This window comes from Devosia sp. LjRoot16 (genome assembly GCF_964252795.1).
Taxonomy (GTDB): Bacteria; Pseudomonadota; Alphaproteobacteria; order Rhizobiales; family Devosiaceae; genus Devosia_A.
Genome location: NZ_CAXUPH020000002.1, coordinates 138,454 through 157,536 on the forward strand (window position 1 = coordinate 138,454; position 19,083 = coordinate 157,536).

General features: G+C 64.1%; 19 protein-coding genes. 11 read left to right on the forward strand and 8 right to left on the reverse strand.

Annotated features, from left to right (window positions below; all coding sequences use genetic code 11):
• Positions 1 to 178 precede the first annotated feature (178 nt).
• The 3 genes from aroQ to accC are packed head-to-tail and all read left to right on the forward strand — an operon-like array spanning position 179 to position 2,478.
• Positions 179 to 613 (forward strand): type II 3-dehydroquinate dehydratase, encoded by a 435-nt coding sequence (gene aroQ / locus ACSQ23_RS11120; protein WP_055996273.1) that lies wholly within the window; start codon positions 179 to 181, stop codon positions 611 to 613.
• 10 nt (positions 614 to 623) lie between these two features.
• The gene (accB, locus tag ACSQ23_RS11125) at positions 624 to 1,124 is read left to right on the forward strand and encodes an acetyl-CoA carboxylase biotin carboxyl carrier protein (protein WP_436090647.1); all 501 of its coding nucleotides are present in this window, start codon (positions 624 to 626) and stop codon (positions 1,122 to 1,124) included.
• A 7-nt stretch (positions 1,125 to 1,131) separates the two neighbouring features.
• Positions 1,132 to 2,478, forward strand: coding sequence for an acetyl-CoA carboxylase biotin carboxylase subunit (gene accC, locus ACSQ23_RS11130; RefSeq protein ID WP_436090648.1), 1,347 nt, complete (start codon positions 1,132 to 1,134; stop codon positions 2,476 to 2,478).
• A 370-nt stretch (positions 2,479 to 2,848) separates the two neighbouring features.
• On the opposite strand, the gene ACSQ23_RS11135 is transcribed toward accC, so the two are convergent.
• The gene (locus tag ACSQ23_RS11135; RefSeq protein WP_055996266.1) at positions 2,849 to 3,790 is read right to left on the reverse strand and encodes an alpha/beta hydrolase; all 942 of its coding nucleotides are present in this window, start codon (positions 3,788 to 3,790) and stop codon (positions 2,849 to 2,851) included.
• A 109-nt stretch (positions 3,791 to 3,899) separates the two neighbouring features.
• Between ACSQ23_RS11135 and aat the strand changes: the two genes are divergently transcribed.
• Both aat and ACSQ23_RS11145 read left to right on the forward strand, forming a co-directional pair.
• Positions 3,900 to 4,529 carry a leucyl/phenylalanyl-tRNA--protein transferase gene (gene aat / locus ACSQ23_RS11140; RefSeq protein WP_436090649.1) on the forward strand — a complete coding sequence of 210 codons (630 nt, stop codon included), beginning with the start codon at positions 3,900 to 3,902 and terminating at the stop codon, positions 4,527 to 4,529.
• Entirely contained in the window at positions 4,517 to 5,260 is a 744-nt protein-coding gene (locus tag ACSQ23_RS11145) for an APH(3') family aminoglycoside O-phosphotransferase (protein ID WP_436090650.1), read from the forward strand. The genes aat and ACSQ23_RS11145 overlap by 13 nt, the downstream gene beginning before the upstream one ends.
• 238 nt (positions 5,261 to 5,498) lie before the next feature.
• On the opposite strand, the gene ACSQ23_RS11150 is transcribed toward ACSQ23_RS11145, so the two are convergent.
• Genes ACSQ23_RS11150 through ACSQ23_RS11165 form a run of 4 tightly spaced genes read right to left on the reverse strand, consistent with a single transcriptional unit; the run spans position 5,499 to position 7,672 of the window.
• A complete protein-coding gene (locus tag ACSQ23_RS11150; protein WP_436090651.1) occupies positions 5,499 to 6,284 on the reverse strand; it encodes an SDR family NAD(P)-dependent oxidoreductase in 786 nt (261 codons plus the stop codon).
• A gap of 3 nt (positions 6,285 to 6,287) precedes the next feature.
• Positions 6,288 to 6,779 carry a GyrI-like domain-containing protein gene (locus ACSQ23_RS11155; protein WP_436090652.1) on the reverse strand — a complete coding sequence of 164 codons (492 nt, stop codon included), beginning with the start codon at positions 6,777 to 6,779 and terminating at the stop codon, positions 6,288 to 6,290.
• On the reverse strand, positions 6,754 to 7,341 hold the full coding sequence (locus tag ACSQ23_RS11160) for an SRPBCC family protein (protein WP_436090653.1): 588 nt from the start codon (positions 7,339 to 7,341) through the stop codon (positions 6,754 to 6,756). The genes ACSQ23_RS11155 and ACSQ23_RS11160 overlap by 26 nt, the downstream gene beginning before the upstream one ends.
• Positions 7,325 to 7,672, reverse strand: coding sequence for an ArsR/SmtB family transcription factor (locus ACSQ23_RS11165; RefSeq protein WP_436090654.1), 348 nt, complete (start codon positions 7,670 to 7,672; stop codon positions 7,325 to 7,327). Before ACSQ23_RS11165 ends, ACSQ23_RS11160 begins: the two co-directional genes overlap by 17 nt.
• A gap of 210 nt (positions 7,673 to 7,882) precedes the next feature.
• Between ACSQ23_RS11165 and ACSQ23_RS11170 the strand changes: the two genes are divergently transcribed.
• The 3 genes from ACSQ23_RS11170 to ACSQ23_RS11180 are packed head-to-tail and all read left to right on the forward strand — an operon-like array spanning position 7,883 to position 10,865.
• Positions 7,883 to 8,728: a phytanoyl-CoA dioxygenase family protein gene (locus tag ACSQ23_RS11170; protein ID WP_055996248.1), complete on the forward strand. Its 846-nt coding sequence runs from the start codon at positions 7,883 to 7,885 to the stop codon at positions 8,726 to 8,728.
• The gene (locus ACSQ23_RS11175) at positions 8,725 to 9,588 is read left to right on the forward strand and encodes a helix-turn-helix domain-containing protein (RefSeq protein WP_055996245.1); all 864 of its coding nucleotides are present in this window, start codon (positions 8,725 to 8,727) and stop codon (positions 9,586 to 9,588) included. The genes ACSQ23_RS11170 and ACSQ23_RS11175 overlap by 4 nt, the downstream gene beginning before the upstream one ends.
• Positions 9,585 to 10,865, forward strand: a complete 1,281-nt coding sequence (locus tag ACSQ23_RS11180; RefSeq protein ID WP_436090655.1) for an ABC transporter substrate-binding protein — start codon at positions 9,585 to 9,587, stop codon at positions 10,863 to 10,865. Before ACSQ23_RS11175 ends, ACSQ23_RS11180 begins: the two co-directional genes overlap by 4 nt.
• A gap of 299 nt (positions 10,866 to 11,164) precedes the next feature.
• On the opposite strand, the gene ACSQ23_RS11185 is transcribed toward ACSQ23_RS11180, so the two are convergent.
• The 3 genes from ACSQ23_RS11185 to ACSQ23_RS11195 all read right to left on the reverse strand — a co-directional run bounded on the left by ACSQ23_RS11185 (position 11,165) and on the right by ACSQ23_RS11195 (position 12,591).
• Complete coding sequence (locus ACSQ23_RS11185; RefSeq protein WP_436090656.1) at positions 11,165 to 11,662, reverse strand: GyrI-like domain-containing protein; 498 nt, start codon at positions 11,660 to 11,662, stop codon at positions 11,165 to 11,167.
• Positions 11,663 to 11,740: 78 nt separating this feature from the next.
• Positions 11,741 to 12,160 (reverse strand): DUF2155 domain-containing protein, encoded by a 420-nt coding sequence (locus tag ACSQ23_RS11190; protein ID WP_436091035.1) that lies wholly within the window; start codon positions 12,158 to 12,160, stop codon positions 11,741 to 11,743.
• A gap of 20 nt (positions 12,161 to 12,180) precedes the next feature.
• The gene (locus tag ACSQ23_RS11195) at positions 12,181 to 12,591 is read right to left on the reverse strand and encodes an NADH:ubiquinone oxidoreductase subunit NDUFA12 (protein WP_436090657.1); all 411 of its coding nucleotides are present in this window, start codon (positions 12,589 to 12,591) and stop codon (positions 12,181 to 12,183) included.
• 704 nt (positions 12,592 to 13,295) lie between these two features.
• Here ACSQ23_RS11195 and ACSQ23_RS11200 point away from each other — a divergent pair.
• From ACSQ23_RS11200 to ACSQ23_RS11210, 3 genes are all read left to right on the forward strand, one after another.
• A complete protein-coding gene (locus ACSQ23_RS11200; protein WP_436090658.1) occupies positions 13,296 to 16,991 on the forward strand; it encodes a vitamin B12-dependent ribonucleotide reductase in 3,696 nt (1,231 codons plus the stop codon).
• A 733-nt stretch (positions 16,992 to 17,724) separates the two neighbouring features.
• The gene (locus ACSQ23_RS11205; RefSeq protein ID WP_436090659.1) at positions 17,725 to 18,171 is read left to right on the forward strand and encodes a hypothetical protein; all 447 of its coding nucleotides are present in this window, start codon (positions 17,725 to 17,727) and stop codon (positions 18,169 to 18,171) included.
• A 31-nt stretch (positions 18,172 to 18,202) separates the two neighbouring features.
• Positions 18,203 to 18,961, forward strand: a complete 759-nt coding sequence (locus tag ACSQ23_RS11210) for a hypothetical protein (RefSeq protein ID WP_436090660.1) — start codon at positions 18,203 to 18,205, stop codon at positions 18,959 to 18,961.
• The last annotated feature ends 122 nt before the right edge of the window (positions 18,962 to 19,083 follow it).

The following is a 19,083-nucleotide window of genomic DNA, read 5'->3' on the forward strand; positions in this document are numbered from 1 at the left end:
ACTGACGCCGGTGGGAGCGTCTCCCTCCCCCTTGCGGGGAGGGGACAGGGGTGGGGGTCCACAGCCACCGCGTAAAGCGGCGTTCGACCCGCTCTGCCGCCGCAAATCCGCCCTTTTTCGTGCATTACTCCGCGCCACGCTTGCGCCCGCTGGGGGGCCAGTGCAAAAGGCACGAACCATGGCTCACCGCGTCCTTGTTCTCAACGGCCCGAACCTCAACATGCTCGGGACCCGCGAGCCCCAGACCTACGGCTCGCAGACGCTTGCCGACATCGAGAAGATGGCGATTGCCGAAGGCAAGACGCTCGGCCTCGAGGTCACCTGCAAGCAATCCAATATCGAAGGCGAACTGGTCACCTGGATCCAAGAGGCGCTGGGCAGTTTCGACGCCATCGTCATCAACCCGGGCGCCTATTCGCACACCTCGATCGCCATCCACGATGCGTTTCGCGCCGTGGCGTTGCCGGTGATCGAAGTTCACCTCTCCAACATCTACACCCGTGAGGCGTTCCGCCATCACTCCTACGTTTCGCCGGTGGCGATGGGGGTGATTTGCGGTCTGGGCGCTACCGGATATAGGCTGGCGCTCCACGCACTGGCCGAAAAACTCTAAGAGGCAGAATATGACCAAGGCGTCGTCCCCGAATACCGATCAGGAACTGATCGAGGCCATCGCCAAGCTGCTCAACGAGCAGAACCTTGCCGAGATCGAGATCGAACGCGACGACCTGCGCGTCCGCGTCACCCGCTCCTATGCCAGCCAGGCGGTGCAGCAGGTCGCTGTGCCGGCCTACGCGCCGGCTCCCGCGGCCTATGCCGCCGCAGCGCCGACGGCTCCGGCCGGCTCCGCGGCAGGCATCGCGCCCGCTAGCGACGACCTGAGCTCGAACCCGGGCACCCTGACCTCGCCGATGGTCGGCACGGCCTATCTCTCGCCCGAGCCGGGCAAGCCCGCCTTCGCCAGCATGGGCACCAAGGTGTCGGAAGGCCAGACCGTCCTCATCATCGAAGCGATGAAGACGATGAACCAGATCCCGGCGCATCGCTCGGGCACCGTCACCCGCATCCTCGTCGAAGACGCCTCGCCGGTCGAATACGGCCAGCCGCTCGTCGTGATCGAGTAAACCCAGGATGTTCCAGAAGGTCCTCATCGCCAACCGCGGCGAGATCGCGCTCCGCATCCTCAGGGCCTGCAAGGAGCTCGGCATTCAGACGGTGGCCGTCCATTCGACCGCCGACTCCAACGCCATGCATGTGCGCCTCGCCGACGAAAGCGTCTGCATCGGGCCGCCGCCGGCCAAGGACAGCTACCTCAATATTCCCTCGATCATGGCGGCCTGCGAGATCACCGGCGCCGACGCCGTGCATCCGGGCTATGGGTTCCTGTCGGAGAATGCGCGCTTTGCCCGCATCCTCTCGGAACACAAGATCACCTTCATCGGGCCCTCGTCGCACCATATCGAGATCATGGGCGACAAGATCACCGCCAAGAAGACGGCGGTGGAGCTTGGCATTCCGGTGGTCCCCGGCTCGGTTGGCGAAGTGAAGACCGAGGCCGAGGCCAAGCAGACCGCAGCCGAGATCGGCTACCCGGTGCTGATCAAGGCGACTGCCGGTGGTGGCGGGCGCGGCATGAAGGTTGCCGCGACCGAAGCCGACGTACTGATCGCCTGGTCGACGGCGCGGGCCGAGGCCAAGGCCGCGTTCGGCAATGAATCCGTCTATATGGAAAAGTACCTCGGCAAGCCCCGGCACATCGAAGTGCAGGTGCTCGGCGATGGCCAAGGCAATGCGGTGCACCTCGGCACCCGCGATTGCTCGCTGCAGCGCCGGCACCAGAAGGTGTGGGAAGAGGCTTCGGCGCCGACCGTCCCCGCCAACGAGCAGGCCGAGATCGGCGAGATCTGCGCCGCCGCGATGCGCAAGCTCAAATACTCGGGCGCCGGGACCATCGAGTTCCTGTACGAGGACGGCAAGTTCTACTTCATCGAGATGAACACCCGCCTGCAGGTGGAGCACCCGGTGACCGAGCGGATCACCGGCGTCGACATCGTCTACGAACAGATCCGCGTCGCCTCGGGCGAAAAGCTCAGCCTCGCGCAGAAGGACGTCCAGTTCACCGGCCACGCCATCGAAGTGCGCATCAATGCCGAGGATCCGCAGACCTTCGCGCCCTCGCCCGGCAAGATCCAGTTCTACCACCCGGCCGGTGGCGTCGGCGTGCGTGTGGACAGTGCAGTGTACCAGGGCTACTCGATCCCGCCCTACTATGACTCGCTGATCGGCAAACTGATCGTCTATGGCCGCACCCGCGCCGAATGCCTGCAGCGCCTGCGCCGCGCGGTGGACGAGTTCGTGGTCGATGGGGTGAAGACCACCCTGCCCCTGTTCCAGCGGCTGATCAAGGAACCGGACATCATCGCCGGCAACTACGACATCCACTGGCTGGAAAAGTTCCTCAAGGACAACAAGGCCTGACAGTCAGGCGATGGCACGTCCCCAAGTTCGATGCATCCCCGCGAAAGCGGGGATGTTCTTTTTGGATGCCTCGGTGCGGACCACGCGGCTGCAACGGGCACCGGTTCGCCTTCTCCCGCAAGGGGAGAAGGCAATCGCCGCGCTGCCCCGGGGCCCCTGACTCGTTAACGAAATCTGAACGAGCACTCCAGCGTCGGTTCAGCCGTGGGGTGGCATGGATCGCCATCCTAAGGAGATCGTGCCATGCCGCACATGATCGATTACCTCGACGCCCTCGTCCTGATGCTGCCGGTCGTGCTTGCCGCGATCAGCCTGCCGCTGCTGGTGCGGCTGGTGATCCGCTGAGCCCGGAGCGTTTCAACGAAACGCTCTAGCTTCCGAGACTCTTCAGAAACCCACCCATCTCGGCGCGATAGCGCGCGGGGCTTTCCTTGAACGACAGCAGGTGGTTGGCTTTCGTCTGGAGGAACGTGGTCGGCTCCTGCCGCGCCGCGATCAGGCGCTTGCTGATGGTGATCGGCACCAGCGCGTCGGCGGTACCGTGGGCGAGAAACACCGGGCCGGGGAATTTTGCCACTGCGTCGAGGCTGATCGCCTCGTTGAGCCGGGCTTTCCGATAGGTGTCGAAAGCGATGATGCCGGCGCGCGCCAGGGTGCGGGCCAGCGGGATCATCCGCGCGCCGATCTTGTCGGCGGCCACCTCGGTGAAATCGAGCGCCGGGGCATCGAGCGCCAGGGCGACCACCTTGTCGGTTTGGGCGGAGTGCTTGAGGAACTGCCCGACGATACCGCCACCCATCGAATCCGCGGCGAGGATGATGCTCGGAGCGCCACGCTCCGATATCCAGCGCACCGCCGCATCGAGGTCACGCCACTCCTCGACGCCAAAACTGTAGATGGCATTCTCGGGAGACGGCGCGCCCTTGTCGTTGCGATAGGTGATCAGCAGCGTCGGGATGCCGGCCTCATTAAGGATCGACAGCTGCCGGTAGCCGTTCTCGCGGATGCCGCCGATGCCGTGCACGTAGATCGCCCAGGGACCGTCCATATTGGCGGCCGGCACGAACCAGGCCTCGGCCGCGCCAAGTTCGGTCGTATAGCTCACCGTCTCGAACGGCAGCCCCAACGCGGTCAGCGGGTCGCCGCGATAGCCGAGCTCGTAGGGGTCGGTTGGCGGGTTGGGGTTATTGGCGCCGCTCCAGTCGACCCCGCCGGGGGTCAAGAGGTGGTTCATCAGCATGGAGGTGCCGACACCGCCCGCGGCGACGAACAGGACTGCGAAGGTAACGATCGCGATGAGGATGCGCCGCACTCACTTGTTCATCTGACTACCACGGTGTCAGGGATATCGCGTGCGTTTGCGGCGGTTGCAAGCCCGCTTTGGCGTTGTTTCGTCGACCGGCCGGGCCCATATTCGGCCCATGAGCAAGAAGCCCGATCCGTTCGCCATCGATTTGACGCCCGAGCTGATCATCCGGGCCTACCAGGCGGGCATTTTCCCGATGGCGGAGGATGCGGATTCGCCGGACCTGTTCTGGGTCAGCCCGCAGAAGCGTGGCGTGATCCCGCTCGACGACTTCCACATCTCGAAAAGCCTGAGGAAGACGCTGCGCTCCCACCCCTTTGAGGTGAAGGTCGATACCGATTTCGCCGGCACCATCGAGGGTTGCGCCACGGCCGGGGTCGACCGCGAGTCGACCTGGATCAACCCCGAGATTCGCCGCCTCTATGGCGCGCTGTTCGAGCGCGGCGTCGTCCACACCGTCGAGGTGTGGGATGGGGCTGCGCTGGTCGGCGGACTCTACGGGGTATCGCTGGGGGCGGCGTTCTTCGGCGAATCGATGTTTCATCGCAAGACCGACTGCTCGAAGATCGCCATGGCGCATCTGCTGGAGCGGCTGGTGGCCGGCGGCTATCACCTGCTCGACACGCAGTTCGTCACCGATCACCTTCGCACCTTCGGCGGCATCGAGATCCCGCGCGAGGATTATGAGGCGCGCCTCGCGGAGGCACTGCGGCACCAGGGTGATTTCTTCGCATGCGACCACTAGACCTGCCGCCCGGCTGGGCCAGCGGCATCGAGCTCGTGCCACAGACCATCGGCGAATCCGGAGCGTGGGTGTATCGCGCTGGGATCGGACATTTCATCAAGTCCGAGCCAATCTCGCCGCTGGCCGAGCTGCCGGGCGAAATCGAGCGGCTGCGCTGGCTGCATGATACCGGGCTGCCCTGCCCAGAGGTGATCGACGCCGCCGATCGTGACGGCCGGCACTGGCTGCTGATGACGGCGGTGCCCGGGCATGACCTGGCGTCCACCTCAGAGGTGACGGCCGAGACGGCTGTCCGGCTGGTCGCTGAAGCGCTGCGGCAGTTGCACCGGCTCGATCCCGCGAGCTGCCCGTTCGATCATCGCGCCAGCATCCGCGTTGCCGCTGCGTCGGCGCGCTACCATGCCGGGCTCTATGACGGCGACGACCCCGACCAGGGCCCGGCGGACCATGCCCGGCTCATCGCCGGAGTGCCGAAGACCGAGGACCTCGTCGTCACCCATGGCGACGCCTGCTTTCCCAACTTCATGGCCGAGGATGGGCACTTTACCGGCTTCATCGATTGCGGCCGGCTGGGCGTTGCCGACCGCTACCAGGACCTGGCGCTGGCCTGCCGAAGCCTCGATTGGAACTATGGGGCGGCCTCGATCCCGGCGTTCCTCGCGGCCTATGGCATTGCGGAGCCGGACCGGGCGAAGCTCGAGTGGTACACGGTGCTGGATGAGTTCTTCTGAGCGGTTGTGCGCTACCGAGCAACTCCATTCCTTCTCCCCTCAGGGGAACCGGACGAGGGCGTAGCCCTCGCCGGGAGGTGGCGCGCAGCGCCGGTTGAGGGGTGAAGCGGCGCAACGAGCGCTCGCTGAGAAGCTGAACCCCTCACCCGAGTTACGCTACGGACCTAAAGGTCCGAGCTGCACTACCCTCTCCCCTCAGGGGAGAGGGGGCTCGCTCCGTGACGCATCGCAACTAACGTTAATCCACCTGCGCTCCGCCAGTGGCATTCGCCACCGTCGCCGTCATCGAAGCCGCGAGGTCCGAGGACAGCAGCACTGCGACATCGGCGATCTGGGCCAGCGGCGTCAGTTGGCGGAGTGGTGTGCGCTCGCCGGCCCGGCGTTCGGCTTCCTCGAGGGTGATCCCCTCCTCCCTGGCGTGCAGCAGGAACGCCTCCCGCACGCCTGGCGCGTCGGGCGAACCGGGCGAGCGGACGCAGACGCAGCGCACGCCGGCCGGTCCGTTCTCGACCGCGAGATGGCGGAGGAAGTGTTCGATGGCGCCCATCGCCACGCCGAAGCCGCCCATGATGTCATAGGCTTCGCGGGCGGCGTTCGCCGAAATGCCGACGATGACGCCGCCGCCATTGGCCGCCATGTGACGGGCATTGGCTGTGCCGGTGGAGAACCAGGTCTTCATTCCGGTAATGATCGGGGCGATGAACTTGTCGCGCGGCATATCGATGAGTTTCTGGCCCTGGGTGTCGTCAACCGCCACGGCATTGAACATCAGCTTCACCGGACCGGCCTTGGCGACAATCGCCTGGAGGTGCGCCTCGACCGCATCGTGGTCGGTCGCATCGACCGGAGCGACCTCGGCCCTGCCCCCGGCTGCGGCAATCTCGGCCGCCACGGCTTCCAGCCCCTCGCGGTTGCGCGCTGCGAGGAACACCCGCGCGCCCTCGCGGGCATAGGCTTTGGCGACGGCGCCGCCGACTGCTCCGGAGGCGCCATAGACGATGGCCGTCCGACCCTTAAGCAGCATGGCTCAATCCCTGATTTTGATGGCGACGGTGGTTTCCCACTTGTCCGGGTCGGGCTCTTCGTCCGGGCTGTTGGGGTAGATTTCGAGCCGCGCGGCGAAATGATCGCCATCGCTGCCGGCGATCGCATCCCACGCCAGGCCCTTTTCCTTGGCCCAACCAATGAGGATGGCGTTCACATCCATCAGGTTGTCGTAGTGCCCCCAATAGGTGGTCTGCGCGTAGCGGCCGGCCGGCAGAGTGCCGCCGATCAGTTGGCCGTCGCTCGCCACCGGAGCGCCTACGGGCACGCCGAACTCGATTTCGAGATCGGGCATATTGACGATGTTGTACTTGAAGAATGCCGGCCCAACCGGTTGTAGGGATTTGGCTTTTACGGCGAAGAACATGGCATCCATGGTCGGCCCTATCACTTCGCCGAAGGGGATCGTCACCCGTTTGCGGATGGCGACATAGGGCTGAGCCGTCCGCTCAACGATCGTTGGTAGAGTGAGCATTGTCGTCCTCCCGCTTGCTCTCCACGGCCCGGCGCCGCGCCGCGACGATATCCTCGGCGACGCCATCGCTGCGCGGCCGGCCCTTGGGGCTCCAGTCGTCGTCGATGAACTGCGCCACATAGCGGTCGAACACGTCGAAGCCGCTCTTCCAGCCCCAGCCATGCCCATCGCGCTCCTCGACGCTGATGAACGGGGTCTGGCGGAAGTACATCCGGGTCTTGCCGTGCTCGTCGACGAAATCCATCGTCACCACGGTTGCGAACCCGTCATACTCGTTGATGTAGCTGAAGCTGAGCCGGCGCGGCTCGACTATCTCGAGATACTCGCCGCGGATCCAGTGGGCGTGTCCGGGGCCGTTGCTCATGCAGCGCCGCCATTTGCCGCCGACGCGGAAATCGATGTCGCAGCTGAGGAGCGCATAGCCCTCCGGCCCGTGCCAGCGCACCATGTGCTCGGGCTCCTTGAACATCAGCCAGACCAGGGCCCGCGGCGCGTCGAACAGCCGGTCGAACTCCAGCACCAGGGCTGCCTGTTCGGCCGTGACGCTATTGCTTTGGGCCATTGGGGTTCCCCTTCTGAAGTTCGGCCAGGTACGCATCCATGCGCGCGAAATTCTGGTCCCAGTGCCGGCGATAGCGCTCGACCCAGTTGGCCAGCTCCGCCAGCGGCGCGGCGTTGAGCTGCACCGGGCGCCATTGTGCATGCCGGGTGCGCGCCACGAGGCCGGCCTGCTCCAGCACCTTCAGGTGCCGTGAGATGGCCGGCATCGAGATGTCGAACGGCGCGGTCAGCTCGCTCACCGACGCCTCCCCCTCGCTCAGCCGCTGCAAGATCGCCCGCCGCGTTGGGTCGGCGAGCGCGGACAAAGTGAGGCTGAGGGCATCGGTGGTCATATTTTGCACATTCGTTAAATAACACGATTGTTAAATACCGGACAGCATATCGAGTCAAGTGCCGGCCCGGCCCGCCCCTGTCGCGCGGTCACAATGCGCGAAAAGTGCACAACTTCGCTGACTTCGTAGCCTTGGATCGGCAGCGGTTTGGCGTGACTATCGCTAGCAACGAGAGCCGAAGGCGAGCTCCGGAGAGTGGGATCACGGACGATGCTGCAATTCGACCAGGAACAGGGCGGGACCTACCAGGACGGGCTCTACGACCCGGAATCGAGCGCCCCGCGCGTCGATATCGCCACGGCGCTGACCGCCGCATCGCGCCAGCATTATCGGGAGCATGGCTGGCTATCGGTGGAAGGGCTGCTGGACGCAGGCGAGTTGGCCAGCGCCAAAGCCGCGATCGACGACCTGATCGAGGGTCGGGTGCCGCTGTTCTCCGGCGTGTCCTACGAAAAAGGATACAAGGAGATCATCGATACGATGACGGCGGCCGAGCGCTATGACGCGGTGCGCAAACTCTACGATTTCGTGCCGCACGAGGAGCGGCTGGCCGGAATCGCGCTGGGCGAGCGGATCGGCGCGATCTGCCGGCACCTGCTGGAGCGCGACGTGCGGCTGTTCCAGGATATGGCGCTGCTGAAGCCGCCGCGCGGCGGCCGCGAAAAGCCGTGGCATCAGGATCATGCGTTCTTCGACTATCCGCTCGGCACCCGCATCGTGGGCGTGTGGATCGCGGTCGACGAGGCCACCATCGCCAATGGCTGCATGCAGGTGCTGGATGGTGGGCACAAGCTCGGGCCCATCCACCATTTCCGGCGCCGCGACTGGCAGATCTGCGATACCGACATCGCGGGACGCAAGTCCGTAGCCTTCCCGCTGCGCCCCGGCGACGGCATGTTCTTCGATGGCCTGCTGCCGCATGGCACGCCATCGAACAACTCGGCGCAGCGGCGCCGAGCGCTGCAATTCCACTACATGGACCAGAAGGCGCAACCGAGCGATCAGGTGGAGCGGCTGGCCATATTCGGCGGTGAAGGCGCCGGGGCAACCTGTTGAACGAGAGGGCTGCCAGAGCATCGGAGACCGGCGAGCCGGGCGTCGAACTGCGCGCGCCGGTGGGGCGGATCCGGTGCGATCCGGGCTGGTCGTTCGTCTCCGATCCGGCCAAGCACGACAATTATCGCATCTGGCTGATCTGGGCTGGGGAAGGCGAACTGGTGACGCCCGGCGGTGAGCACATTGCCCTGCTGCCCGGGGTAACGTGCGTGATGCGGCCCGACGGTATCTACCGGGCGCAGCACAACCCAGCCAATCCGCTGGGCGTCACCTTTCTCAACTACGCCTATGAGGCAGGCGACGCCCCCCTGCCCCCGGTCTGGTGCTGGACGCCCGACTTCCTGTTCATCGATGCGGTGACCCGCAAGGTCGTCCAGCTGCATGCGGCGGAGCTGGCGGGCCTCGCTGCCAATGGCCGGCGCAGCGCCATGCTGCTGCGGGCGGTGCTCGACGAGTTGCAGGGCGCGGCGCTGCAGCTGCAGCCGGGAGACGTGCCCAGTTCGCGGCTCGATCGCGACGTGATCGAGCTGGCCAACAAGGTGCTCGAAATGCCCGCCGAGCACGACGATGTCTCCGAGCTCGCCGGAGCGGTGTTTCGCAGCCGCTCGCATTTCACCCGCACGTTCCGGCGCATCTATGGGGTGAGCCCGGCCAGCTTCGTCAAATCCACCAAGCTGTTGAAGGCGCGCAACCTGTTGCAGACCACCTCGATGAGCATCGGGGAGATCTGCTCGATCCTGGGCTATTCGACGACCCAGTACTTCTCGCGCCAGTACAAATCCTACTTCGCGACGACGCCCGGGGAGGACCGGCGCCGCGCGCAACACAACACGCAAACAAACGAGGAGGAGACGATATGACCACACGTCGCAGAACCGTGCTGCAGGGCGCCCTGGCGCTGCTGGGAGCAGCAGCGCTGGCGCCGGCCGCACGGGCGCAGTCGGACGGCGTCCGCGCCATCTTCTGGGGTGGCCAGGCGCGCGCCGAACGAACCTTCGCGGTGTTCGACCTGTTCCAGAAGAAGTTCGGCACCGCACCGGTGGCCAGCGAGTTCATGGGGTTCAACGACTACTGGACCAAGGTCGCGACGCAGACCGCCGGCGGCAACGCGCCCGACCTGATCCAGATGGATTACCGCTACATCGTCGAATACGCCCAGCGCGGCGCGCTGACGCCGCTCGACGACTACCTCGGCAAGACGCTCGATCTCGGCGATTTCGATGCAGACCAGATCGAGGCCGGACGGGTCGACGGCAAACTCTACGGCGTGAGCATGGGCGCCGGCGGCTTCTGCCTGCAGGTCAATGCCAGCGCCTTCGAACGCGCCGGCCTGCCGGTGCCCGGGCCGACCACCACCTATGCCGACCTCGCCGGCATGGTCGGCGATTTCAACGCCGCCAATGCCGGAATGCGCATGCTGCCCGATGGATCGGGCAACGAGCCGGCATTGGAGAACTGGCTGCGACAGCGCGGCAAGGCGCTCTATACCCCCACAGGTGAGCTGGCCTTCGACACGGCTGATGCGGCCGAGTGGTTTACCCTCTGGGCCGACCTCCGCAGCAAACAGGCCTGCGTGACCGCGGAGGAGCAGGCGATTTCGACCGGCACCATCGACACCAGCATGCTGGTGACCGGGCGCGCCGCCAGCGGCTTTACCGGGGTCAACGAACTGATCGCCTACCAGGCGCTGGTCAAGGACAAGCTGGCCGTCAGCAACATGCCGCTGGCGATGGCAGGCGGCAAAGGCGGGCAATACCGCAAGCCGACGATGATGTGGACCTTGGCAGCGACCTCCGGGGTCAAGGACGAGGCAGTCGAGCTGATCAACTTCTTCGTGCGCGACCTCGAGGCGGCGAGCCTGCTTGGCCTCGAACGTGGCATCCCGAGCTCGGCGGCCTCACGCGACCATATCGTCGATGGCCTCAACGACCTCGAGCGGCAGACCCTCGATTTCTTCGCCAATCTTGGCGAGCTGCTTGGACCGATCCCGCCGCCGCCGCCAGCCGCGGCGGGCGAGATCAGCCTGTCGCTGCTGGGCACGTTGAGCCAGGAGATCGGCTTCGGCGCCAAATCGCCGGAGGACGCCGCCGCGCAACTGGTGAGCGGCGCAAAAGACATCCTCGCCCGGGCAGGATAACTCCGGCCGGCCGGTTCCTCTCCCGGGCCGGCCGGTACTTTTCTCGGATTAGAGCATTCACTATGAGGCGCCCGGCCCAGGGGTTGGGCTCGGTACCGGCCCTACCACCGGCTGTCATCCCAGCGAAAGCTGGGACCCATCTACCCACTTGCGCTGCGGCGCGTTGGGTCCCAGCTTTCGCTGGGATGACATCGTAGGCGGGGTGATGCCAGTGGGTCAGCTCGACCACCGTGTGCCATACCACCCACCTGCGATCACTCACTGACTCTGCCGGTGGTTCAACTCATCCATGAAGGGCACTAGCGGCCCAGCCGGAACGCCACTTCGGTTTCCCACTTCTGCGGGTCGGGCTCGTCGGCCGGGTCGGTGGCATAGATTTCCAGCAGGGCCGCGTCGTATTCGCCGGGGGCGTCTTCCGGCATCGGATGCGGGATACCTTGCTTCCCGAGCCACTCGCCGAGCGCGACGTTGGCTTGGTAGAGGCCGTCATAAGGTCCGGTGTGGATCAGCGTCGCAAAGCGGCCGGCCGGGATGGTGCCGGTCCTGACCCTCGAGTCGCCGGCCAGCAGCGTTGCCGTCGGGAAACCGACCTCCATCACCATCAGCCCGTCCTCAGGCATCTCGAGATAGCTGAAGAATGGTGCGCCCATCGGTGCGGCGCCTTTGCCAGCCAGCCAGCCGGCCACCTCGCCGATCAGCGGCGGCGCCTTTGAGGGGATTTCGCCGCGGTCGAGGCTGACGCGGATGGCTGCGAAAGGCTGGTCGGGGCGGGTAACGATCTCTGGTGTGCTGAGCATTCTGGGCTCCTCTCGTCGGGACGGGAGGAGCTAAGCGCAAGAGGCAGGCGCCTGACTTGATCGTGGTTGCGGTGGTGGTTAGCCGCCGGTACCCGTGTCAGTCGAAGGCGGCGGAACATCCGAGCTCTGCTTACAGTCGAGCAGCCAGATATCGTAAACCGCGTGGTCGATGGCGTTGAGCGCCGGGCTGTCGGCGAACATCCAGCCGGTGAAGATGCGGTCGATCGAGCCCTTGAGGCTCACCTGGTCGACCTCGACGAACACACTGGTGCGCTGCGTCTCGGTGGGCGGGCGGGTGTAGCAGGCGCGTGGGGTGATCTGCAGCGCGCCGAACTGCACCGTCTCATCGATGTAGACATCGAACGTGGTGATGCGGCCGGTGATCTTGTCGAGCCCGGAGAACTGGGCGACCGGATTGGCGATCGTTTCGGCCAGCACAGGCGTCGCCAGCGCAAGGCTGGCGAGAACGACGGCAACTGCCTTGCGGACCATCTGCATGGGCTGGACGATGGTCGGGATTATTCTGGAGACCACGCGTCGTAGTCGCCGGTGACCCGAGGGCGCTCGCCCTTGCTGAGCAGGCTGCCATCCGGGCGATAGGCCGCGGCGGTGCCGGTGAGGTTGGGCTGGTGCGGCAGCTGCCAGGAACGGGCGGTGTAATCCTGCTCGGTCGGCGGGGTGTTGGTGCGGTAGTGCATCCAGCCATACCAGCCGGGCGGGATGGTGGTGGGCTCGGCATAGCCGCCGGCATAGATCACCATGCGGCGCTCGTAGCCGTTGGGGCCGGGCTTCGAACCCTTCCTGGAGCGGTAGTAGCGGTTGCCGGTCTCATCTTCGCCGACAAACTCGCCCTGCGTGGCGATCCAGAGGCGCGTGCCCCAGGTGTTGCCCCGCCACCAGGCCAGGATCTCGATCAGGAAGTCCTTCATGCCGCCGTTCGCCATACCGTCTGAACCCGTCTCAGAAGCCGTTCGCGCGGGACAAATCGCCCGCCATTTCTGCCTGTGGCTCTAACATGCCGGGGCGCACCCGCCTAGCATAAAGGCGAGCCTGCCCTGCCCTCTACCTATGGTGTGCCGACCCACCAGAGGGCGCTGTGTATGGTCGTCGATTTGTGACGGAAATAATGCGCTTGACAGGATTCGCACCGAAAACTGCCCCTCACTTAGCCCGGCCGGTTCATCTTCAAGCGGTGCTCAAAGGTGGCGAAAGAGTGGCCGATTTCCCGTGGTTTAGCGCCGATTCCACCAGCGGTTCGCGAGGGTGCGGTACCGAAAATTGACCCTCTTACGCGTCGAATCGGGGTTGGAACTTTTCCCCGTAATCCACATATGAGATACTGGATTTAGCCGTTGGATCCGGGCAATGCCACTAGCAGTTGTATGTTGTGATCATGCCTCGGCATTGACCGACTCGAAGCATCGGACGCATCCTTTCGGGGTTGCGCCGGGCTTGTTCAGACGGCACGACGGACGACCGGGACCACGCGGCGGCGACAGTTCGCTGAAGGTCCCAAACGGGGCTCCTAGGCCGTTTTTCACGGTCAGTTAGACAGCGTCATACAAAGAGGCAGAAGCCGTCCTTGGCGGCTCGCGGGCTTTCCTGTCCGCTTTATTGGGGAATATATAGACAAATGCGCATCGAACGTCGGTTCACGAAAGCCAATGACAGCGCCTATGCGGGGATCGAATTCCGCTCGGTGACGAGCGAGATCAAGAACCCCGACGGCTCGATCGTGTTCAAGCTCGAGGGCATGCAGGTCCCCTCGACCTGGTCGCAGGTGGCTGCCGACATCATCGCGCAGAAATATTTCCGCAAGGCCGGCGTCGCCAAGATCCTGAAGCGCGTCGAAGAGAACGACGTGCCGAGCTGGCTGTGGCGTTCGGTCCCCGACGAGAAGGCGCTGGCCAAGCTCCCCGAAGCTGAGCGCTATGGTTCGGAAACCGACAGCCGCCAGGTGTTCGAGCGTCTCGCCGGCACCTGGACCTACTGGGGCTGGAAGGGCAAGTATTTTGCCAGCGAGGAAGATGCGCGCGCCTTCTTCGACGAGCTCTGCTTCATGCTGGCCACGCAGCGGGTTGCCCCCAATTCCCCGCAGTGGTTCAACACCGGCCTCCACTGGGCCTATGGCATCGACGGCCCAGGCCAGGGTCACTTCTATGTCGACCCCTTCACCGGCAAGCTGACCTCGTCGAAATCTGCCTACGAGCATCCGCAGCCGCATGCCTGCTTCATCCAGTCGGTGACCGACGACCTCGTCAACGAGGGCGGCATCATGGACCTGTGGGTGCGCGAGGCGCGCCTGTTCAAATATGGCTCGGGCACCGGCTCGAACTTTTCGAAGCTCCGCGGCGAGGGTGAAAAGCTCTCCGGCGGCGGCAGGTCCTCGGGCCTTATGAGTTTCCTCAAGATCGGCGACCGCGCTGCCGGCGCCATCAAGTCGGGCGGCACCACCCGTCGCGCTGCCAAGATGGTGGTGATCGATATCGATCACCCCGATATCGAGGATTACATCAACTGGAAGGTGAAGGAGGAGCAGAAGGTCGCCGCTCTGGTCACCGGCTCCAAGGTGGTGTCGAAGGCGCTCAAGGCCATCATGAAGGCCGCGGTGAACTGCGAAGGCACCGGCGACGATTGCTTCGACGTCAACAAGAACCCGGCGCTGAAGCGCGAAGTGAAGGCGGCGAAGAAGGCGCTCGTTCCCGAGAACTACATCCAGCGCGTCATCCAGTTCGCCCGCCAGGGCTACACCGATATCGACTTCCCGGTTTACGACACCGACTGGGATAGCGAAGCGTACCTCACCGTCTCCGGCCAGAACTCGAACAACTCCGTCCGCGTCACCGACGATTTCCTCAAGGCCGTCGAGACCGACGGGACGTGGGACCTGTTGAGCCGCACCAAGGCCGGCAAGGTGACCAAGACCGTCAAGGCGCGCGACCTGTGGGAACAGATCGGCTATGCCGCCTGGGCTTCGGCCGATCCGGGCATCCATTTCCACACCACCATCAACGAGTGGCACACGAGCCCCGAGGCCGGCGAGATCGTCGCGTCGAACCCCTGCTCGGAATACATGTTCCTCGACGACACGGCGTGTAACCTCGCCTCGGTGAACCTGCTGCCCTATCGCAACGCCGACTCGTCGTTCGATGTCGCGGCGTTCGAACACACCACCCGCCTCTGGACCGTGGTCCTCGAGGTCTCGGTGATGATGGCGCAGTTCCCGTCCAAGGCCATTGCCGAGCGCTCGTTCATCTACCGCACCCTCGGCATCGGCTACGCCAATATCGGCGGCCTGCTGATGACATCAGGGATTCCCTATGACTCGGCCCAGGGCCGCGCCATTGCCGGCGCCATCACCGCTGTGATGACGGGCGTCTCCTATGCGACCTCGGCCGAAATGGCCGGCGAGCTCGGCCCGTTCCAGGATTATCCGCGCAATTCCAAGCACATGCTGCGCGTCATCCGGAACCACCGGACTGCCGCCTACGGCAAGACCGATGGCTATGAGGGCCTCTCGATCAACCCGGTGGCGCTCGACCACGCCTCGATCGGCGACGACTCGCTCTCGACCCGCGCCAAGGCGGTGTGGGACGATGCGCTGACGCTGGGCGAACGCCACGGTTACCGCAATGCGCAGGTCTCGGTGATTGCCCCGACCGGCACCATCGGCCTCGTGATGGATTGCGACACCACCGGCATCGAGCCCGACTTCGCCCTGGTGAAGTTCAAGAAGCTGGCTGGTGGCGGCTACTTCAAGATCATCAACAATGCGGTGCCGCCGGCGCTGCGCACGCTGGGCTATTCCGAGGCGCAGATCGCCGAGATCGAAGCCTATGCCGTCGGCCACGGCAACCTGAACCAGGCGCCGGGCATCAACCCCTCGACGCTGCGCGCCAAGGGCTTTACCGACGATAAGATCGCTGCGCTCAACGCCGCGACCAAGTCGGCCTTCGACATCAAGTTCATCTTCAACCAGTGGACACTCGGCGCTGATTTCCTGAAGAGCCTCGGCGTCACCGACGCCCAGCTCGGCGACATGACGTTCGACCTCCTCGCCTTCCTGGGTTTCTCCAAGAAGGACATCGAGGCCGCCAACATCCATGTCTGTGGCTCGATGACGCTGGAGGGCGCGCCCTTCCTTAGGGATGAGCACCTGCCGGTGTTCGATTGCGCCAACCCCTGCGGCAAGACCGGCAAGCGGTTCCTCTCGGTCGAGAGCCACATCCTGATGATGGCCGCGGCGCAGCCGTTCATTTCGGGTGCTATCTCGAAGACCATCAACATGCCGAACGACGCGACCGTCGCCGACGCCAAGGAGGCCTACCAGCTCAGCTGGCGCCTGGCGCTCAAGGCCAACGCGCTCTATCGTGATGGTTCGAAGCTGAGCCAGCCGCTCAATTCCTCGCTGGTCGCCGATGAGGATGACGAGGAAGAAGATGCGGTCGAGCTGCTGAACGCCGCCAACCAGATGGCGCGCGTGCCGCAGATCACCGAGAAGATCGTCGAACGCATCATCGAGCGCGTCAGCCGTGAGCGCGAAAAGCTGCCGAACCGCCGCAAGGGCTATACCCAGAAGGCCAATATCGGCGGCCACAAGGTGTACCTGCGCACCGGCGAATTCGACGACGGTCGGCTGGGCGAAATCTTCATCGATATGCACAAGGAAGGCGCTGCCTTCCGCGCCATGATGAACAATTTTGCCATCTCGATCTCGCTCGGCCTGCAATATGGCGTGCCGCTCGACGAGTATGTCGAGGCCTTCACCTTTACGCGCTTTGAACCCGCGGGCATGGTGATGGGCAACGACCGGATCAAGAACGCCACCTCGATCCTCGACTACATCTTCCGCGAGCTCGCCGTCTCCTATCTCGACCGCGAGGACCTGGCCCATGTCCACGCCGACAGCCCGACCGCGCTGTCGCAGACCGGCGAAGGCCAGCGCCCTGCCCCGATCCCGGCGCAGAACCTCGTCTCCCGCGGCATGACCCGCGGCAAGGTGAAGGACCAGAACCTGATGCTGGTCTCGGGCGGCCTCACCGCCGCCCAGGCCTACAACCCGGTCGCCTCGATGCAGACCTCAACCGTCACGGCGCTCAAGGCCGCGACGGCCCTGAAGATCGAGACCAGCCCGACCGTGCTGAACGAAGCCGAACTCAACCCCATCCCGAGCCCGCCGACACAGCAGGATGCGGGACAGCTCCGGGCGCAGGCGCTGATGCAGGGGTATACTGGGGATCAGTGCTCCAACTGTAACTCGATGCGGATGAAGGTGTCGGGGCACTGCATGGTTTGTGAGGATTGCGGGACGACGACTGGGTGTAGCTGAGGCGTAACGGCCGGCTGTTGTTGCTAATCGCTGAATGATCTTTCCTGATCACTAGCAAAAAGCCCGGATTTCCGGGCTTTTTCGCACCTTGGCTCTCCGTTCGGAATTTCCTGATCGCCTAAGGCAAACGCATAGCCATTGCGGGATCAGATCACCGAAGGTCCGCTTCGCGCCAGAAACGGTAATTCTTCGGTGCAGTAGCAACGGCCGATAAGGGGCCGGTATCGGACGGGCAGCAACTATGCACCGGAGAAGCGACAGCTGCCGGTCCGCACATGAAGTGAAGTGCAACCAGCTGGTGTTCGACGGGCTCAACCACGAACGAGTGGACCAAGGACCTGGCGGCGATGGACAAGGCTAGCGGCATGAAGAAGTCCGCAGTGTACGAGGTTGGATGAACTTCCGACTGCAGGCTAGCATCCCACAAACCTTGCGGGCGATTCGTTATGAATCTGATCACTCTATCGTTCGAGCCTGCTTCTGAACCTCCTGCGCTTCTTGAAACCGTCATGCCCGGGCTGACCGTAGCTCTGGTTGCCGGCATTGTTCTATTCGGTCTCAACTGGTTCAGGGAGTGGCTGACGGCTCGGCTGAAACGAAGCAGCGAAGCAAGGGTATTGGCATTCTCGCTGGTCACGGAGATCGACAGGCTGATCGCCGGTTGTGCCGAAGTGGTCGATGACCCACTGCACGTGGGTGAGAGTGGGATATCGGAGACCACGGTGAAGTCGCCATGGATCGAGTTTCCCGACAGCTGGAACTGGGAAAGTTTTCCGAAAAGCTTCAGTATCGAATTCGCTCGATGCCAAACCGAATCTACCTGGCCAATAGATCGGTGTCGTCACTCTATGAGTACGGGGACGGACCTCCAGAGTATTACGATGCGTTCGAGGAGCGAACGTTTCGGTTTGCAGAGATTGGCGTGGAGGCAATCGAGATAAACGATACGCTAGCAAGGGCACACGGTGTACCGCTGCTGGATCGTGGAAGCTGGAACCCGCGGGAATATTTTCTAGGGATAATGGGGAAGATAGCTGCGCGCCGCGACGAGGAACAGGCAACACCAAATCCGGCATCCTATTGGATGCTGCCCGATGTGCCGATTGAGGAGTTGACGGCAAGACATGCCAAGCTGACCACCGATCTGGCGGCAGCTATGGAGAGGCAGAAAGGCAAGTAACTGCACTCAAGCTAAGACCGTCCGGAGAAACATGGCCATTCTCGATACCGCCGATATCCGAGAGCAGATGCTTGCTTGGCGCCACGCCGATCAGTGGCAGATGCAGTGTATGAGCTTCCTGTCAGACACCATCGACGTCCTCAAGGCAGTCGCCCAACTCCAGTACAATGGCCAGGATGACGCCGAGCGGCACCAGCTGGTCATCATGCAGACCCTCGCCATCCGGCTCCTGAACACGATTGGCGCGGCCGACGAGATGATGGTGCAGGGCTACTACCAGCAGACGGCCATCCTGGTGCGCGACATCATGGAGTGCTCGTTCCTGCTAGACCTCTTCAGCAGGAAGCCCGAGCACCTGCAGCCATGGATCGACCTCGGCACCGATGCCGGCAAGAAGGTATACAGCCCGGTCGCGGTGCGCCTCCTGCTCGAGGAATTGGATGGACCCGAGGCCGCAGTGAGGCAAAGGCTCTACAGCTTCTATTCGTCTCATGGGACGCACCCGAACGCCAAGGGCATCCTGTTCATCGCGCCCAACAACGCCGTCGAGATCGGCCCCTTCGCCGATCAGCATCGCCTGACCGCACTGACCGGCGACATGACGCGCCTGTCCGTGATGGCGGCAACTCACCTCGGCCGATGGCTCATTCTCAGCGGCATCGATCTCGTCGATGATGATATCTTCGACAGCATCAACGGCGTGCTGGAGAACATCAACGCCAGGTTCCTCGAGCTTGGTGCGCTATTGAAGCAGATGCCCGGGATGGCCGACGAGCCCGAGCCTCAGTAAACCGTCGCGTGTCCAAGGCATCCCCGTGGCAGTTTTGAGGTATGGCAACAACTTTTCCTAGATGACCGGAACGAGCCAGGAGCGCCCCCCGGAAGCGTCGTCTTCTCACCCGCCGTTAGTAT

Excerpts from the sequence above, each read along its gene's own strand:
- ACSQ23_RS11165 (WP_436090654.1), bottom strand. The coding sequence starts at position 7,672 with ATGACCACCGATGCCCTCAGCCTCACTTTGTCCGCGCTCGCCGACCCA.
- aroQ (WP_055996273.1), top strand. The coding sequence starts at position 179 with ATGGCTCACCGCGTCCTTGTTCTCAACGGCCCGAACCTCAACATGCTC.
- ACSQ23_RS11185 (WP_436090656.1), bottom strand. The coding sequence starts at position 11,662 with ATGCTCAGCACACCAGAGATCGTTACCCGCCCCGACCAGCCTTTCGCA.
- ACSQ23_RS11150 (WP_436090651.1), bottom strand. The coding sequence starts at position 6,284 with ATGCTGCTTAAGGGTCGGACGGCCATCGTCTATGGCGCCTCCGGAGCA.
- aat (WP_436090649.1), top strand. The coding sequence starts at position 3,900 with ATGAGCAAGAAGCCCGATCCGTTCGCCATCGATTTGACGCCCGAGCTG.
- ACSQ23_RS11210 (WP_436090660.1), top strand. The coding sequence starts at position 18,203 with ATGGCCATTCTCGATACCGCCGATATCCGAGAGCAGATGCTTGCTTGG.
- ACSQ23_RS11155 (WP_436090652.1), bottom strand. The coding sequence starts at position 6,779 with ATGCTCACTCTACCAACGATCGTTGAGCGGACGGCTCAGCCCTATGTC.
- ACSQ23_RS11195 (WP_436090657.1), bottom strand. The coding sequence starts at position 12,591 with ATGAAGGACTTCCTGATCGAGATCCTGGCCTGGTGGCGGGGCAACACC.
- accB (WP_436090647.1), top strand. The coding sequence starts at position 624 with ATGACCAAGGCGTCGTCCCCGAATACCGATCAGGAACTGATCGAGGCC.
- accC (WP_436090648.1), top strand. The coding sequence starts at position 1,132 with ATGTTCCAGAAGGTCCTCATCGCCAACCGCGGCGAGATCGCGCTCCGC.
- ACSQ23_RS11160 (WP_436090653.1), bottom strand. The coding sequence starts at position 7,341 with ATGGCCCAAAGCAATAGCGTCACGGCCGAACAGGCAGCCCTGGTGCTG.
- ACSQ23_RS11145 (WP_436090650.1), top strand. The coding sequence starts at position 4,517 with ATGCGACCACTAGACCTGCCGCCCGGCTGGGCCAGCGGCATCGAGCTC.
- ACSQ23_RS11170 (WP_055996248.1), top strand. The coding sequence starts at position 7,883 with ATGCTGCAATTCGACCAGGAACAGGGCGGGACCTACCAGGACGGGCTC.
- ACSQ23_RS11190 (WP_436091035.1), bottom strand. The coding sequence starts at position 12,160 with ATGCAGATGGTCCGCAAGGCAGTTGCCGTCGTTCTCGCCAGCCTTGCG.
- ACSQ23_RS11180 (WP_436090655.1), top strand. The coding sequence starts at position 9,585 with ATGACCACACGTCGCAGAACCGTGCTGCAGGGCGCCCTGGCGCTGCTG.
- ACSQ23_RS11200 (WP_436090658.1), top strand. The coding sequence starts at position 13,296 with ATGCGCATCGAACGTCGGTTCACGAAAGCCAATGACAGCGCCTATGCG.
- ACSQ23_RS11205 (WP_436090659.1), top strand. The coding sequence starts at position 17,725 with ATGGATCGAGTTTCCCGACAGCTGGAACTGGGAAAGTTTTCCGAAAAG.